This window comes from Polynucleobacter kasalickyi, from assembly GCF_900176405.1.
Taxonomy (GTDB): domain Bacteria; phylum Pseudomonadota; class Gammaproteobacteria; order Burkholderiales; family Burkholderiaceae; genus Polynucleobacter; species Polynucleobacter kasalickyi.
Window position 1 is genome coordinate 67,370 of record NZ_FWXJ01000005.1, and the last position, 15,851, is coordinate 83,220.

The 15,851-nt window shown below is 40.2% G+C and carries 17 protein-coding genes; 3 read left to right on the forward strand and 14 right to left on the reverse strand.

The annotated features are described in order from the left end of the window. Position 1: 1 nt before the first annotated feature. The 11 genes from asd to sdhC form a co-directional block, all read right to left on the reverse strand. Positions 2-1,150 (reverse strand): aspartate-semialdehyde dehydrogenase, encoded by a 1,149-nt coding sequence (gene asd / locus B8983_RS05900; protein WP_084283220.1) that lies wholly within the window; start codon positions 1,148-1,150, stop codon positions 2-4. Between the two features lie 177 nt (positions 1,151-1,327). Continuing rightward, entirely contained in the window at positions 1,328-2,401 is a 1,074-nt protein-coding gene (gene leuB, locus B8983_RS05905; RefSeq protein WP_084283221.1) for a 3-isopropylmalate dehydrogenase, read from the reverse strand. Positions 2,402-2,442: 41 nt separating this feature from the next. Further along, a complete protein-coding gene (leuD, locus tag B8983_RS05910) occupies positions 2,443-3,090 on the reverse strand; it encodes a 3-isopropylmalate dehydratase small subunit (RefSeq protein WP_084283222.1) in 648 nt (215 codons plus the stop codon). A 15-nt stretch (positions 3,091-3,105) separates the two neighbouring features. After that, on the reverse strand, positions 3,106-3,330 hold the full coding sequence (locus tag B8983_RS14100; protein ID WP_084283223.1) for a hypothetical protein: 225 nt from the start codon (positions 3,328-3,330) through the stop codon (positions 3,106-3,108). 24 nt (positions 3,331-3,354) lie between these two features. Then, positions 3,355-4,764: a 3-isopropylmalate dehydratase large subunit gene (gene leuC / locus B8983_RS05920; protein ID WP_084283224.1), complete on the reverse strand. Its 1,410-nt coding sequence runs from the start codon at positions 4,762-4,764 to the stop codon at positions 3,355-3,357. A 33-nt stretch (positions 4,765-4,797) separates the two neighbouring features. Continuing rightward, positions 4,798-6,093 (reverse strand): citrate synthase, encoded by a 1,296-nt coding sequence (gltA, locus tag B8983_RS05925; RefSeq protein ID WP_084283225.1) that lies wholly within the window; start codon positions 6,091-6,093, stop codon positions 4,798-4,800. Between the two features lie 82 nt (positions 6,094-6,175). Next, positions 6,176-6,433 carry an FAD assembly factor SdhE gene (locus B8983_RS05930; RefSeq protein ID WP_084283226.1) on the reverse strand — a complete coding sequence of 86 codons (258 nt, stop codon included), beginning with the start codon at positions 6,431-6,433 and terminating at the stop codon, positions 6,176-6,178. After that, positions 6,430-7,137 carry a succinate dehydrogenase iron-sulfur subunit gene (locus B8983_RS05935; protein ID WP_084283227.1) on the reverse strand — a complete coding sequence of 236 codons (708 nt, stop codon included), beginning with the start codon at positions 7,135-7,137 and terminating at the stop codon, positions 6,430-6,432. Before B8983_RS05935 ends, B8983_RS05930 begins: the two co-directional genes overlap by 4 nt. 11 nt (positions 7,138-7,148) lie before the next feature. Next, entirely contained in the window at positions 7,149-8,927 is a 1,779-nt protein-coding gene (gene sdhA, locus B8983_RS05940) for a succinate dehydrogenase flavoprotein subunit (protein ID WP_084283228.1), read from the reverse strand. Then, the gene (gene sdhD, locus B8983_RS05945; protein ID WP_084283229.1) at positions 8,928-9,293 is read right to left on the reverse strand and encodes a succinate dehydrogenase, hydrophobic membrane anchor protein; all 366 of its coding nucleotides are present in this window, start codon (positions 9,291-9,293) and stop codon (positions 8,928-8,930) included. Between the two features lie 8 nt (positions 9,294-9,301). Next, the gene (gene sdhC / locus B8983_RS05950; RefSeq protein WP_084283230.1) at positions 9,302-9,727 is read right to left on the reverse strand and encodes a succinate dehydrogenase, cytochrome b556 subunit; all 426 of its coding nucleotides are present in this window, start codon (positions 9,725-9,727) and stop codon (positions 9,302-9,304) included. 529 nt (positions 9,728-10,256) lie between these two features. On the opposite strand from sdhC, the gene B8983_RS05955 reads away from it, so the two are divergent. Genes B8983_RS05955 through B8983_RS05965 form a run of 3 tightly spaced genes read left to right on the forward strand, consistent with a single transcriptional unit; the run spans position 10,257 to position 12,729 of the window. Then, positions 10,257-11,243 (forward strand): malate dehydrogenase, encoded by a 987-nt coding sequence (locus B8983_RS05955; protein ID WP_084283231.1) that lies wholly within the window; start codon positions 10,257-10,259, stop codon positions 11,241-11,243. Between the two features lie 17 nt (positions 11,244-11,260). Continuing rightward, positions 11,261-12,235, forward strand: a complete 975-nt coding sequence (locus B8983_RS05960; RefSeq protein ID WP_084283232.1) for an HpcH/HpaI aldolase/citrate lyase family protein — start codon at positions 11,261-11,263, stop codon at positions 12,233-12,235. Between the two features lie 17 nt (positions 12,236-12,252). Further along, a complete protein-coding gene (locus B8983_RS05965) occupies positions 12,253-12,729 on the forward strand; it encodes a hypothetical protein (protein WP_143736112.1) in 477 nt (158 codons plus the stop codon). Here B8983_RS05965 and B8983_RS05970 read toward each other — a convergent pair whose 3' ends face one another. The 3 genes from B8983_RS05970 to purU all read right to left on the reverse strand — a co-directional run bounded on the left by B8983_RS05970 (position 12,730) and on the right by purU (position 15,713). Then, complete coding sequence (locus B8983_RS05970) at positions 12,730-13,941, reverse strand: DUF2863 family protein (RefSeq protein ID WP_084283234.1); 1,212 nt, start codon at positions 13,939-13,941, stop codon at positions 12,730-12,732. Between the two features lie 10 nt (positions 13,942-13,951). Then, the gene (yaaA, locus tag B8983_RS05975) at positions 13,952-14,728 is read right to left on the reverse strand and encodes a peroxide stress protein YaaA (RefSeq protein WP_084283235.1); all 777 of its coding nucleotides are present in this window, start codon (positions 14,726-14,728) and stop codon (positions 13,952-13,954) included. Positions 14,729-14,849: 121 nt separating this feature from the next. Then, positions 14,850-15,713, reverse strand: a complete 864-nt coding sequence (purU, locus tag B8983_RS05980; protein WP_084283332.1) for a formyltetrahydrofolate deformylase — start codon at positions 15,711-15,713, stop codon at positions 14,850-14,852. Positions 15,714-15,851 lie beyond the last annotated feature (138 nt).

Sequence of the window (15,851 nt, forward strand, 5' to 3'; positions counted from 1 at the left end):
TTTATGCCTCTAACAAAATACGTAAAATTCTTCGAAGAGGTTCTGCAGCACCCCAGAGCAATTGATCTCCGACTGTAAAGGCACCTAAATACTCTGGCCCCATCGCGAGATGGTGCAACCTACCCACAGGAACTTGCATCGTACCGCTAACGGCGGCAGGAGTTAAGAATTTTTCTGATTGTTCACGATCGTTCGGGACAACTTTTACCCAATCATTCGCAGAAGCAAGAATCTGCTCCACATCGTTAATCGCAACATGTTTTTTTAATTTAATTGTCAAACCTTGGGAATGACAACGCATCGCACCTACCCGAACACACAAGCCATCAATTGGAATGCTACCGGGTTGTCTAAATGCAGGTAATCCTAAAATCTTGTTGCACTCAGCACCACCTTTCCATTCCTCTTTACTTTGCCCATTCTCAACGGGAACATCAATCCAGGGAATTAAACTACCAGCTAAAGCAGTATTTCTAAAATTGGCTTTAGGGAAGGTATCAGATCTTAGGGTTTGCGTTACTTTACGATCAATGTCTAAAATTGCTGAACTTGGCGTATTTAAATCGTCTTGAACACTTTGATAAAGTGCTCCCATTTGATTTAATAATTCACGCATATTCTGGGCACCTGCCCCAGAGGCAGCTTGATAGGTCATTGCTGAGACCCACTCAACGAGATTGGCATTAAATAAACCGCCAAGTCCCATCAGCATCAAACTCACTGTGCAGTTACCACCAATCCAATTATTTCTACCATCAACTATTGCTTGATTGATAACAGAGCGGTTCACTGGGTCAAGGACAATTACAGCGTCCTCGGCCATTCTCAAGGTACTAGCGGCATCAATCCAATGCCCATTCCATCCGGCATTTCTTAATTGACCAAACACTTCTTTCGTATAGTCACCACCCTGACATGAAACGATATAGTCGCACTGTTGCAAAGCGACGATATCATAAGCATCTTTTAATTTTTTTTCATTTTTTGTTAGGACCTGTCCATTAATTAAAGGAACATCGCCACCAACGTTACTGGTACTAAAAAAAATCGGCTCAACATAGTCGAAATCTTTTTCAGCAATCATACGCTCCATGAGGACGCTACCAACCATCCCGCGCCAACCAACTAGACCTAATAATGGCAATGACATACAACAACATTCCTTAAAAAAATGAGAAGAGAGACTATTTTAACGGTAGAGTCACGTTGGACCCTTTAAATTAGGGAATAAAACGACAAATTCCCTAATTTTTCAGCTGAATTGTCAGTAGAATGAGGTTTAAACCCTGAGCTGATCTCTTAGAGACTAGCCTCGGGCTAAAGAAATTTAATCAGCGAGTGCATTCAAAACGGCTTGGCCCATTTCTCGTGTACCAACTTTTTTAGTACCTTCGGTAAAAATATCACCTGTACGATACCCTTGTGAAAGAACAGTTTGCACAGCATTTTCAATACGTGCAGCTTGCGCTTCCAGACCTAATGTATATCTCAACATCATGGCAGCGGAAAGAATCGTTGCTAAAGGATTTGCGATACCTTTTCCCGCGATGTCAGGAGCAGAACCATGACTTGGTTCATATAAGCCTTTGTTGTTTGCATCTAAAGATGCAGACGGTAGCATACCGATAGAACCGGTTAACATGGAGGCTTCATCAGAGAGGATGTCACCAAATAAGTTACCTGTTACGACGACATCGAATGCTTTCGGTGCTCTTACCAACTGCATCGCAGCGTTGTCAACATACATGTGGGTTAACTCTACATCAGGGTACTCTTTACCTAATTCAGTCATAACATCACGCCATAATTGTGATGTTTCTAAAACATTTGACTTATCAACGCTACACAAACGACGTTGACGTTTTCTAGCCGCATTAAACGCAACATGACCAATCCGAATGACTTCAGGCTCACTGTAGCGCATCGTGTCAAAACCCTCTCTGGTGCCAGGGAATAGACCATCAGTCGAGGTTCTAATCCCTTTTGGCGAACCAAAATACACGTCACCATTGAGCTCTCTAACAATTAAGATATCAAGGCCAGCAACGATTTCAGGCTTTAAGGATGATGCCGCTGTCAGTTCTTTGTAGCAAATAGCCGGACGTAAGTTCGCAAATAAGGATAAATGTTTACGCAAACCAAGAATAGCTTGTTCAGGTCTTAACTCTCTCGGTAAATTATCAAACTGAAAATCACCAACAGAGCCAAATAAAATTGCATCGGCTTCTTTAGCCAGCTTTAATGTTGCATCAGGAAGTGGGTGTCCAGAGGCCTTATACCCTGCTCCACCAACTGGCGCTTCCTCTATCTCAAAAGATTCACCTAAAGCATCTAAGACTAATTTTGCTTCAGCAATAATTTCTGGACCAATACCATCACCAGGTAAAACAGCAATTTTCATAACAACTTTCTATCGTTCTTTATAGGTTTCAGAGTTTAAAATTAAGGTAATTTAGTGTCTAGCCAAGGCATCTTTAAAATGCGCTCTGCTTCGTAAGCCTTAATTTTGTCCGAGTGCAACAGAGTCAAGCCAATATCATCAAAACCATTCAATAAACAGTATTTTCTGAAAGGCGTAACGTCAAAAGAGTAACTAGTTCCATCACCCACGATCACTAACTGTTTTTCTAAATCAATGGTGAGTTGAAAACCGTTAAAAGCAAATGTTTCATTAAATAAACGATCCACTTCTGAATCCGTTAATACAATCGGCAAAATACCATTCTTAAAACAGTTATTCATGAAAATATCAGCGTAACTGGGAGCAATCAATGCACGAATACCATATTGGCTCAGAGCCCACGGTGCATGCTCTCTTGAACTACCACAGCCGAAATTCTTTCTTGCCAATAAAATACTGCCCTGTTTATACCTTGGTTGATTTAATACAAAATCAGGATTGATAGGACGAGTTGAGCAGTCTTGTCCAGGTTCACCTAAGTCAAGATAACGCCATTCATCGAATAAATTTTGTCCAAAACCAGTCCTGGCAATCGACTTTAAAAATTGCTTTGGAATAATCGCATCCGTATCAACGTTCTCGCGATCTAATGGAATTACGATACCTTGATGAACTTTAAAAGCTTGCATAAAAATCTTTCTATCTTATCTAACAGGTGTAACAACAGCACCACTAGTCGCAGGCTGGTTATTCTCTAAAGGTGTTAGAGGAGTGGTTGAACTTTTTCCAGATACAGAGGAAGAAGTTTTTTCAATCACACGACCGAGTCCTTGCACATCTTTACCAATCCCCTCAATCGTTGAACAAGAGGTAAAAGACAAGGTTAAAGTTAATCCCAATATTTTGAGTAGAGAATTGTTAATTTTCATAGTTCCCATTCAGTCCTCGACGTATCAAGAAATCTTTCTAACATCTACAAAGTGACCTTCAATCGCCGCTGCAGCAGCCATTGCAGGACTCACTAAATGTGTACGACCACCAGCACCTTGGCGACCTTCAAAGTTGCGGTTAGAAGTCGAAGCACAGCGTTCTCCAGGTTCAAGACGATCAGCATTCATCGCTAAACACATCGAGCAACCAGGCTCACGCCATTCAAATCCAGCCGCCTTGAATACTTTGTCCAGCCCTTCTTTTTCAGCTTGTGCTTTTACTAAGCCTGAACCAGGTACTACCAAGGCTAACTTCACGTTCGAGGCAACTTTCTTCCCAATTCGCTCAACAACTCTAGCAGCACTACGAATATCTTCAATACGACTGTTGGTACATGAACCAATAAAAACTTTATCTACTTGAATTGATTCAATCGGCATATTGGGCTCTAGGCCCATATAGACGAGCGCACGTTCAATGGCAGATCGTTTGTTGGCATCTTTTTCTTTATCAGGATCTGGTACACGATCATCAATTGGTAAAACCATCTCAGGCGAGGTGCCCCAACTAACCTGAGGTTTAATTTCCTCAGCACGTAAAGTCACTACCTGGTCAAAAGTAGCGCCAGGATCAGTGTGTAAATTACGCCAATACTGAATCGCTAAGTTCCAAGATTGTCCACTAGGTGAGTAAGGACGGTTTTGAACATATTCAATCGTCTTTTCATCAACCCCGACTAAACCTGCCCTAGCGCCAGCTTCAATAGCCATATTACAGAGAGTCATTCGACCTTCCATTGACAATTGAGAAATAGCTTCTCCAGCGAACTCAATTGTATGACCAGTAGCACCAGCGGTTCCAATCTTGCCAATAATTGCTAACACGATATCTTTTGCAGAGCAACCCAAAGGTAATTTACCATCTACCTTCACAAGCATATTTTTACTCTTCTTCATGAGAATCGTTTGCGTTGCTAAGGTGTGCTCAACTTCGGAGGTCCCAATACCAAAAGCTAATGCCCCAAATGCACCGTGAGTACTAGTATGTGAATCACCACAAACCACAGTCATGCCGGGTAAAACCGCTCCCTGTTCAGGGCCAATGACGTGAACGATACCTTGACGTAAGTCGTTCATCTTGTATTGAGTAATGCCAAACCGATCACAGTTTTTATCTAGGGTATCAACTTGCAATTTTGAAACCGCATCAGTAATACCATTAGTGCGATCAGTGGTGGGGACATTGTGGTCAGATACAGCCAAATTGGCAGAATTACGCCAAATGGATCGATGGGCAATATCAAGTCCTTCAAAAGCTTGAGGACTGGTTACTTCATGTAATAAATGCCGATCAATATAGAGAATGGCAGTGCCATCCTCTTCTGTATGAACCACATGGTCGTCCCAAAGTTTGTCATATAAGGTACGTGCCATGGATTCTCCTAGTATTGATTTAATTCTATTTTTCTATTTAACTGACCGAGTAGTATAACCGTTGAATAATTGACGTGGACGACCAATTTTGTATTCAGCATCAGTAATCATTTCTTCCCACTGTGCAATCCATCCAACAGTTCTTGCTAAAGCAAATACACAAGTGAACATATCGGTAGGAATACCTAATGCACGTTGCACAATACCTGAGTAGAAATCAACGTTAGGATAGAGCTTACGGCTAACAAAATACTCATCTTCTAAGGCAATTTTTTCTAAAGTCATCGCTAATTTAAAGAGTGGGTCGTCACCAAGGCCGAGTTCATTCAATACCTCGTAACAAGTTTCACGCATTAATTTTGCTCTTGGATCGAAGTTTTTATAAACACGATGTCCAAAACCCATCAAACGAACGCCAGAATCTTTATCTTTCACTTTGGCAATGAACTCACCGATCTTTTCAACGCCACCATTTTTTTGAATATCTTCTAACATTTGTAAGCAAGCTTCATTTGCACCGCCATGGGCAGGACCCCATAAACAAGCAACACCAGCGGCAATTGCAGCAAATGGATTAGTGCCAGAAGAGCCAGCTAAACGAACTGTTGAAGTTGAAGCATTTTGCTCATGATCTGCGTGCAAAATAAAGATTCTGTCTAGCGCTCTAACTAATACTTCATTCACAACATACTCTTCACACGGTGTTGCAAACAACATACGCATGAAATTAGCAGTATAAGAAAGGTCATTTTTTGGATAAATAAATGGTTGACCTACGGAATACTTGTAGGACATCGCGACCAAGGTAGGCATTTTAGCAATCAAACGAATCTGAGCAATTTCGCGAATTCTAGCATCCGAGTAGTCTAAGCCGTCATGATAGAAAGCTGCCATCGCACCAACCAAGCCAGTTAAAACGGCCATTGGATGGGCATCGCGACGGAAACCACGCAAGAAAAATTGCATTTGCTCATGTACCATGGTGTGGTGCATCACTAAATCAGCAAAATCCTTTTTTACTTCTGGCGATGGTAACTCACCGTTGAGAAGCAAATAACATGTTTCTAAGAAGTCGCAATTTACTGCGAGATCTTCAATTGGATAACCCCTGTAAAGCAACTCGCCCTTATCACCATCAATAAAAGTAATCTTTGAATTGCAAGATGCAGTTGACATAAAGCCAGGGTCATAAGTAAATTTACCTGTTTGACCATATAACTTACGAATATCAATTACATCTGGACCAACTGTACCTTTATAAATAGGCATTTCAATAGCTGGTGAACCATCAGAAAAGGATAGGGTTGCTTTGATATCAGAGGGTGTCATTGTTTTGTCCTTACGTTATTTTTCGTTTATTTTAGTTGAAGTTAGTTGCAATGAGAAAATTTTCTAACTTCAACGTATTTATTTACACTTGACGCAATTGTTGTAGCACTTTTATCACATTTGGTTGATTTAAATGACCAGTTGGCTCAGTTCGACTTAAAAACAAATCCAATAAATCATTATCACTTAAATCAAATAGCTGATCGAGAGAATACACATCTTCCATGGTCAAGTTTGGTGAAAAACGATTAAAAAATCTTTCGATAATTAAATCGTTTTCCAATAAGCCCCTGCGAGCACTCCATCGCAACCTAGAAAGAATACCTGAGTCAACCGTCATACTGCTCTACGAACCATCAATTCTTTGATTTTACCAATCGCTTTAGTTGGGTTGAGCCCTTTAGGACAAACGTCAACGCAATTCATAATGGTATGGCAACGGAATAAACGGTATGGATCTTCTAAGTTATCCAAGCGCTCGCTAGTTACCTCATCACGACTATCGGCAATAAAGCGATAAGCTTGTAAAAGACCGGCAGGACCAACAAACTTATCAGGATTCCACCAAAATGATGGGCAAGATGTTGAACAGGAAGCACATAAAATGCACTCATACAAACCGTTCAACTCTTCTCTTTCTTCCGGAGACTGTAAACGCTCTTTTTCTGGCGGAGGAGTTTCATTTACCAAATAAGGACGAATTGAATGGTATTGTTTGAAGAAGTTCGTCATATCAACAATCATGTCCCGCACAACTGGCAATCCAGGCAGCGGACGTAATGTTATTTTCTTCGGCAAAGTCAGCATGTTGGTTAAACAAGCTAAACCATTCTTACCATTAATGTTCATGGCATCTGAACCACAAACACCCTCACGACAGGAACGACGGAACGACAAGGTCTCATCTAATTTCTTGAGCTTCATTAGAGCATCAAGCAACATTCTCTCACTACCATCTAACTCTAATTCATAAGTCTGCATGCGTGGTGCTGCATCCTTATCTGGATCATATCGATACACTTCAAATATACGAATTTCACTCATAATAATTCCTTTTAGAATGTTCTAACTTTAGGTGGAATAGACTCTGCAGTCAAAGGCTTAAGGTTTACAGGCTTATATTCAAGACGGTTATTATCCTTAAACCATAAAGTATGTTTCAACCAATTAACATCATCACGCTCAGGGCAGTCGTCATGAGCGTGAGCCCCACGACTTTCTTGACGAGCAGCTGCTGAAATCATGGTTGAGTTTGCGGCTTCAACTAAATTAGCCAACTCTAACGCCTCTACCCTCGCAGTGTTAAAGGTCTTAGATTTATCTTTTAAATGAATGTGGTTTGCACGCTCAGTCAGTTCAGCCATCATCGCGACACCCTCATCCATAATGGCTTGAGTTCTAAATACGCCACAATGTTTTTGCATTGCATTACGAATATCATTAGCAACGTCTTGCGTGTACTCACCAGAGGTAGAATCATCCAATTTTGCAACGCGAGCCAATGAATAATCAGCTGCATTTTCAGGTAATGGCTTGTGCTCTTTTTTCTTAATATCTGAAGCAACAATATGGTTACCTGCCGCACGACCAAATACTAGTAAGTCAAGCAATGAGTTAGTACCGAGACGATTTGCACCGTGTACAGAAACGCATGAACATTCACCAACTGCATAGAAACCATTCACAACCTCATTGGGATTGCCATTTTTTGGCGCCACAACTTGACCATAAATATTGGTAGGAATACCACCCATTTGATAATGGATCGTTGGTACTACGGGAATTGGTTCTTTAGTTACATCAACGTTAGCAAAGTTAATGCCAATCTCGTATACAGAAGGTAAACGCTTATGAATTGTCTCAGCGCCAATGTGTGTTAGATCAAGCACCACATAATCACCATTCGGTCCACAACCACGTCCCTCTTTAATTTCTTGGTCCATACAACGGGATACGAAATCTCTAGGTGCCAAGTCTTTCAGAGTTGGCGCATAACGTTCCATGAAACGCTCACCATCTTTATTTCTTAAAATACCACCCTCACCACGGCAGCCTTCAGTTAACAAGACGCCGGCACCAGCAACACCAGTCGGATGGAACTGCCAGAACTCCATATCTTCGAGCGGAATACCTGCACGTGCGGTCATTCCCATTCCATCGCCAGTATTGATGAAGGCATTCGTCGAAGCTTGCCAAATACGACCAGCACCACCGGTGGCAAACATCGTGATTTTTGCTTCTAAAATATGGATTTCACCGGTTTCCATTTCCATCGCAGTCACACCAACAACATCACCGTCTGCATCACGGATTAAGTCAAGTGCCATCCACTCAACAAAGAAATGTGTTTTTGCACGAACGTTTCTTTGATACAAGGTGTGCAACATTGCATGACCAGTTCTATCTGCCGCAGCACAAGCACGTTGAACAGGCTTCTCACCATAGTTAGCCGTGTGCCCACCGAATGGACGCTGATAAATTGTGCCATCAGCATTACGGTCAAATGGCATACCAAAATGTTCTAATTCATAGACAACCTTTGGGGCCTCACGACACATAAATTCGATCGCATCTTGGTCACCCAACCAATCAGAACCTTTAATCGTGTCATAAAAATGATAATGCCAATTATCTTCACTCATGTTACCTAAAGAAGCGCCAATACCACCTTGGGCAGCTACCGTATGTGAACGAGTTGGGAAAACCTTTGAAAGAACAGCAACGTTCAATCCAGCTTCAGCTAATTGTAAAGATGCACGCATACCTGCGCCACCAGCACCAACAATAACAACATCAAAACGACGGCGTGGAATTGCCGAATTATTCGCAACCATTTAAACCCTCCAAAGAATTTGAGCAGCGTAAGCAGTACAACCAACTAACCATAAAACTGTTAAGGTTTGTAATGTTAAACGCAGACCTGCGGAACCAATGTAATCCATCCAAATATCACGGATACCAACCCAAGCATGATAAAAAAGTGACATGAGGGTCAAAAAGGTTAATACCTTCATCAATTGATTAGCAAACAATGATGCCCAACCTTCATAAGTAGCATTACCGTAAATGAGGTATACCGCTAAAAGGATTACCGTAAAAACTATCATAATGACTGCAGTTACTCTTTGAAGTAGCCATTCAGTCAAGCCATAATGAGCACCGACAACGAGGCGCTTCGATCCAATGTTATTTTGAGCCATGATTTTCCTTAAAACAAATTAAATAATTTAGCGCCAAGAACTAAGGTCAAGGCTAAACTCACGACCAAAACACTGATCGCTGATTTTTGAATTTGGTGTTTTTCTAAACCACGGTGCGTATCGAGCATTAAAAAACGAATTCCGGCACAAAAGTGATGTAAAAAACCCCAAATGAGAGCCAAAATAAACAATTTAATCAATGGGTTGGAAACCATATCAGAAAATGTCAAAAAACTAATTTCTGAGGTAACACTTTTATCAAAGAGATAAAGAATGAAAGGTAGAGATAAAAACAATAATGCGCCACTTACGCGATGCAAAATCGATACTTTTCCAGACCACGGCAATTTGTAAGAAGTCAGAATTTGAAGATAGCCAATATTCTTAAATTGAGGACGGGCTTTGCGGCCACTTGGGTTTAAATTTTCAGACATTAAATAACCTTATGTATTAAGCATGGGGTGTAAATATTTAATTACATTACAGTTTTTGACAACCACATTAAAAAATCATTTGATCATCAACAACTGACAGGCTCTATTTTGTCATATTCTTTAGAAGATTTGGAAATCCAGTAAATAAAAAAAATTAATCCAAATAAATCAATGATTTGGACAACTGTATTTTGAAGTTTCAAATTTACTTGAATGAATTGAATTCAAACTTTGAAGACCAAATTGAAGCGAATATTGGGGTATTCGACTGAAAACATCCTGGTGTAAATAAAATAATGAAATCAACTGTAAATTAAATTGAAAAAAATTGTCTTCCTTCTTAAATTCATAATAAATTCGAATCTTTTTAGAAAAATTCTCGATAAATGGGCAATAAATAGCCTCAGAATCATTAAATTTGATAGGTTAAGGTTTCATTAGTGCTTATCATTAGAAGTTATTAAAAATTTTTTATAAATTTATAATTAGTAGTACAACAACTTTTTTATCGATAAACGGAGTTAATTTCATGGCAAAAGCACCTTTAAATGTTGCAATCACCGGCGCCGCGGGTCAAATCGGCTATTCATTATTATTTCGTATTGCCAATGGCGATATGCTTGGCAAAGATCAACCAGTTAATCTTCACTTGCTTGAGATTCCTGATGAGAAAGCTCAAAATGCCCTCAAAGGCGTAATGATGGAATTAGATGACTGCGCATTTCCGCTGCTAAACAGCATGAGCGCACACGGCGATGCCATGACTGCATTCAAAGATATCGACTACGCAGTGTTGGTTGGTGCTCGTCCACGTGGCCCAGGAATGGAACGTAAGGACCTTTTGCAAGCAAATGCAAAAATTTTCACAGCACAAGGTAAAGCTTTGAATGCTGTTGCTAAAAGAACGGTTAAAACATTAGTGGTTGGCAATCCAGCGAATACAAATGCTTATATTGCAATGAAATCAGCGCCAGATCTACCAGCGAAAAACTTCACAGCAATGTTGCGTTTAGACCATAACAGAGCATTATCTCAATTAGCAGCTAAAGCAAATATTGCCGTTGCAGATATCGAAAAATTAGTAGTTTGGGGCAATCACAGCCCAACAATGTACCCAGATTACCGCTTTGCTAATGTTGCTGGTAAATCGATCAAAGAAATGATTAATGATGAAGAGTGGAATAAAACAGTATTCCTCCCAACTGTAGGTAAGCGTGGCGGTGCGATTATTGAAGCACGCGGACTCTCATCAGCAGCATCTGCTGCAAATGCAGCCATTGATCATATTCATGATTGGCATTTAGGTACAAATGGTAAATGGGTAACCATGGGAATTCCTTCTGATGGTTCTTATGGTATTCCTGAAGGTATCATTTATGGTGTACCGGTAACTTGTGAAAACGGCGAATATCAAATGATTCAAGGTTTAGAAATTGATGCTTATTCCCGTGAAAGAATGGATTTCACCTTGAATGAGTTGTTGGAAGAAAAAGCTGGCGTTCAAGATCTACTTTAATTTAACCTGAGGCTCCCATGACTCCTTCTGAAGTTCTATTTGATGGTATTGTTCCAAAAACAATTCCCGTTTGTGATCATTATTGCGGTACTGAATTACGGATGAAAAAAGCAATGGGTCTTCAGAATGAGATGGGGCCTTGTTTTGATATTACGTTTGATTTAGAGGATGGCGCTCCAATTGGTCAAGAAACGGAGCATGCCGCCTTAGTATGTGATTTAATTGCAAGTCCTGCCAATCAATTTAATCGTATCGGCGTTCGGGTACACGACCCTAAAAGTCCGCACTTTATTAATGATGTAAAAAAGATTGTACAAACAGTCGGTAACCAAGTAGCCTATATTGTGATTCCGAAGATTGATTCGGCAAAGCAAACCAGCGCTCTAATAGAACAGATTAATGAGTTCGCTCACCAATTAGACTGCATTAGGGAGATTCCTATCCATGTCTTAATTGAAACCAATTTGGCTTTAGCAGATGTCTTCCAAATTGCCGCAATTCCCCAAGTAGAGTGTTTAAGTTTTGGTTTGATGGATTTTGTTTCAGGTCACTACGGTGCAATTCCAAGTGATGCCATGGCTCAGGATCAGTTCAATCACCCTCTAGTTACAAGAGCCATGAGTGAAATCGCTGCCGCTTGCCACACTTACGGCAAAACTCCATCACATAACGTTTGCACCAACATCCACTCCGCAGAGGTTGTCACTAGTGATAGCTTACAGGCTAAAAACCATTATGGTTATACTCGTAAGTGGAGTATTCACCCAATGCAAATTCCTTTGATTGTTAAAGCTTTTAGTCCTAGTGATGCACAAATTACTGAGGCTATCAATATTTTAAAGAGTGCTGTTGCAGCAAATTGGGGTCCTATTCAGTACGAAGGCAAACTTCACGATAGAGCAAGCTTTAGGTACTTTTGGATGATTTTACAAAAGGCCCACCAATCCCACCCAAATAAATTAGATGAAATTGCCAATTTAGGATGGTTTTAATTGTGACGTCTATGTCTATGAGCAATCATAAACAGGCTCCCTTCCCTATTCATTATTTTTATCAGACCTTTGTTTTAGTAGTGCTATGTATTCCAATGCTTACTGGAATGGTGCAAGTTCAAGCAGCAGAAAAAAAGACACAAAAAAACAATTCTGCCGCAAGCAATAAATCTGATGCTAAAAAATTTGATGAGATGAAATTAACTGATGCAAGTATTTGGCGTTGTGAAAATAATGTCATTGTCAAAACAGCTGAATCTTCTCAGGGCTACCTCATGCTTTGGAATAACAAACTATATGTCATGAGTAAGATTGACGCTCTACGAGGCGTACAAAGATATACCAACGATACTTACCACCTTAATTGGATTGAAATTCCTGATAAAGCAATGCTATTTGACTTTAAAATAGGTCAGCGCGTTCTTGATTACTGCAAAACGCCTGAACTAGTTGCCAACTCACCACGGATGAATCAAGAAGATTTAATGAAATAATTAGTGGAATAGTATTTGTTGTGCAGGGGTATCAATTGGCATTTGAGCATGCACAACCTCAGCAGAACGATTAGGAAATAAGGGCACTCCACAATCCTCGCACATTTCAGGTGTAAACAACATGGCATGCTTGAAAACATCTCCTACTCCAGCCTCAACCAGAGTGGCAGAGATGAGTTGAATCGTTAAATCCCTATCTCCGCCAGCCTCAATATCCTCACTAGAGACTGTTTCACGATCATATAGTGGCCAAACAACCCCATAAATAATTTCTGGATGTCCTTTTATAGCAAAAGAAATACGAAATTCATCCGCTATTTCATTGCCAAAAGGAGCAACAACACAACTGAGTTCAGACGGTTGTAAACCTAGAGTAGTTTCTAAAAAATTTACGGCAGCCTTCAGACTCAGTGGTCTTACTCGCTTGTCTGCATCTCGACAGTTTGTATAAAAAGCATCCGGTAACATAACTTCAAACTCACACCCCGGCAGTAAATTCACTAAAGTTGGCTGGATGGACTCTTGTAAGTTTTTTAAACTTTGTGTACGCTCTACCCGCTCTGCCTCATCCTCTTGCCAAATAAAGAAGGGTTGACCTTTTTCAGTGGCAAGGGCACATAGGATAAAACGTGGATCAGCTAATACGGCGATAGTATCTGGCATCTCTTTTAAATCATAAGACAGATCCGTTTGTTCAACGGCACAGGTTGCCATTTTTTCTAATAGTTGACGGGTTTGAGAGTGAGACTGTGGAATCTGATCAATACTATAAAGCCAAGGAGCAATACTCAACTTGACATTACCAGCGATGACACAGTCACTCAAGCAATCCACAATAGTAGCTGCAACTTCGGTAGAAATTGCGCCGAACGGAATACTGTACTTAGTCTGAGCAATGATGGGCAGGGAAATCAACAACACATCATACATTTTCCCATCGAACTCATAGACGAAAGACTCTGCCGCTGTCTCAGCCGCATCTGCAAGGATTTCAAACGCGGAGGTTTGACTTTTAAAGGTAAGATCAAGGGAGGTATCAATCACCGTTTGATACTGTCCCTTTAATAGCCTTGATAGACGATCAAAAATCTTACCTTCCCAAAAGATGTCTTCAACTTTACTACCTGAAGAGGCTAAAGCCAAAACCTCAGATACAAGCTTTTCAACCTCTGGAGAGGTTCTTACCTTCGCTCTCATTCGTGGCGTACTCATTCTGTGCCCTTTAGACGGTTGATTTACGCTTAAAAACTGGACGTAAAGGAGTGGATTCCTGCTCGGAATATTGGTACCCATCAGAGTCAAAGTTGATTAACTCGGAAGGCGTTTTAATTTGGTTTTCAACAACATAACGAGCCATTAAGCCCCGAGCCTTTTTTGCATAAAAGGAGATGATCTTATATTTACCATCTTTTTCATCCAAAAAAACTGGCGAAATAATTGGGTATTCAAATTTTTTCACATCAATAGCCTTGAAATATTCATCAGAGGCCAAGTTAATTAAATAGGCTTGTTTGTGTTTCGATAACTCATCATGAATATCCTCTGTAAGTTTTTCGCGCCAAAAAGCATACAGATCCCGACCAGATTTGTTAGCAAGTGAAGTACCCATTTCTAAACGGTAAGGTTGCATTAAGTCTAGCGGCTTTAAAATTCCATACAATCCGGAAAGGATTCGGATATGTTCTTGAGCAAACTTGAGTTGTTTTAGATTCAGGGAATTTGCATCCAACCCTTCATATACATCACCATTAAAAGCAAAGATTGCCGGGCGACTATTTTCACTTGAAAAATTCTTACTCCAACTCGAAAACCTCACAGCATTTAATGTCGCAAGCTTATCCGAAATATCCATCAGTTCAGATAACTCCACTGGTGAGAACTTCTTCAGTTGACTCACTAGGGTCGAGGATTTATCAATATAACGAGGTAAAGTAGCAGTTACGTCAGGGATTGGGGATTCGAAATCCAAAGATTTAGCAGGGGATAGGACAATTAGCATGGTTGTTTAAATTTTGGAGATGAGTTATTTATACCAAACTATTAAAACTTAATAAAGTTACGTGTATTTGCAATCAAGGTAGCACACTTTAATCTAGATTTCTTGATTCTTTGCAAACAGATCAGAAGACTACAGTACTTTTACCATTTAATAGAATACGATGTTCAGCATGCCATCTAACCGCCCTAGCAAGAGCCATACATTCAGCATCCCGCCCTGCAGCTGCTAACTGATCAGGATCCATCGAGTGATTAACCCGTTGCACTTCCTGTTCAATAATTGGACCTTCATCTAAGTCTGAAGTTACATAATGGGCGGTTGCACCAATTAACTTGACACCTCGTTGATGAGCTTGCCAGTAGGGTTTAGCCCCTTTAAAACTAGGTAAAAAAGAATGGTGAATATTAATGACCTTACCAGTTAATTTTTCACATAATTTTGTCGACAAAATTTGCATATATCTTGCCAGAACCACTAAGTCAATTTCTTGTTCCTCAATTAAAGCTAATAAACGCTCTTCTTGATCTGACTTTTTTTCATCTTGTGATGAAGTAATGGGGAAATAATGGAAAGGAACTTTGTAGGATTTTGCCAATTCAGCAAAGTCATGATGATTAGAACCAATCCCTTGAATTTCAATGGGCAAACTACCACTATTGCTTCTAAAGAGCAAATCATTGAGACAATGCCCAAACTTTGAAACCATTACCAGGACTTTCGGTTTTTTTTGTGCGTCATAAAAATGACTCTCCATAAAGAAGCGTCGAGCTATTACCGCAAACTCGTCTTCCAAGCCCCTTAAAGTTACACTAGGTTCCGCCTCAACGAAATGAACCCGCATAAAGAAACGACCAGTGAACGTATCACTAAATTGAGCCGAATCAAGAATATTTGCGCCTTTTAGATGCAAAAACTCACTCACAGCATGGACAATGCCCGGTCGATCAGGGCAAGAAATCGTTAAGATATAGCCAGCATGATGAATGTTTTCATTGATTAAAGATTGATTGGCACTTAATTGATTCATGTAATTTTAGGTGAGTTACCGCTAGGATGAAAAAAGAGAATCCAACCACTGAGAAAATGAAGATGAATCATTCATCACCTAAATTGCATAACAGTA

Coding starts and splice junctions, on each gene's coding strand:
- asd (WP_084283220.1), bottom strand. CDS start 1,150: ATGTCATTGCCATTATTAGGTCTAGTTGGTTGGCGCGGGATGGTTGGT.
- leuB (WP_084283221.1), bottom strand. CDS start 2,401: ATGAAAATTGCTGTTTTACCTGGTGATGGTATTGGTCCAGAAATTATT.
- leuD (WP_084283222.1), bottom strand. CDS start 3,090: ATGCAAGCTTTTAAAGTTCATCAAGGTATCGTAATTCCATTAGATCGC.
- B8983_RS14100 (WP_084283223.1), bottom strand. CDS start 3,330: ATGAAAATTAACAATTCTCTACTCAAAATATTGGGATTAACTTTAACC.
- leuC (WP_084283224.1), bottom strand. CDS start 4,764: ATGGCACGTACCTTATATGACAAACTTTGGGACGACCATGTGGTTCAT.
- gltA (WP_084283225.1), bottom strand. CDS start 6,093: ATGACACCCTCTGATATCAAAGCAACCCTATCCTTTTCTGATGGTTCA.
- B8983_RS05930 (WP_084283226.1), bottom strand. CDS start 6,433: ATGACGGTTGACTCAGGTATTCTTTCTAGGTTGCGATGGAGTGCTCGC.
- B8983_RS05935 (WP_084283227.1), bottom strand. CDS start 7,137: ATGAGTGAAATTCGTATATTTGAAGTGTATCGATATGATCCAGATAAG.
- sdhA (WP_084283228.1), bottom strand. CDS start 8,927: ATGGTTGCGAATAATTCGGCAATTCCACGCCGTCGTTTTGATGTTGTT.
- sdhD (WP_084283229.1), bottom strand. CDS start 9,293: ATGGCTCAAAATAACATTGGATCGAAGCGCCTCGTTGTCGGTGCTCAT.
- sdhC (WP_084283230.1), bottom strand. CDS start 9,727: ATGTCTGAAAATTTAAACCCAAGTGGCCGCAAAGCCCGTCCTCAATTT.
- B8983_RS05955 (WP_084283231.1), top strand. CDS start 10,257: ATGGCAAAAGCACCTTTAAATGTTGCAATCACCGGCGCCGCGGGTCAA.
- B8983_RS05960 (WP_084283232.1), top strand. CDS start 11,261: ATGACTCCTTCTGAAGTTCTATTTGATGGTATTGTTCCAAAAACAATT.
- B8983_RS05965 (WP_143736112.1), top strand. CDS start 12,253: ATGAGCAATCATAAACAGGCTCCCTTCCCTATTCATTATTTTTATCAG.
- B8983_RS05970 (WP_084283234.1), bottom strand. CDS start 13,941: ATGAGTACGCCACGAATGAGAGCGAAGGTAAGAACCTCTCCAGAGGTT.
- yaaA (WP_084283235.1), bottom strand. CDS start 14,728: ATGCTAATTGTCCTATCCCCTGCTAAATCTTTGGATTTCGAATCCCCA.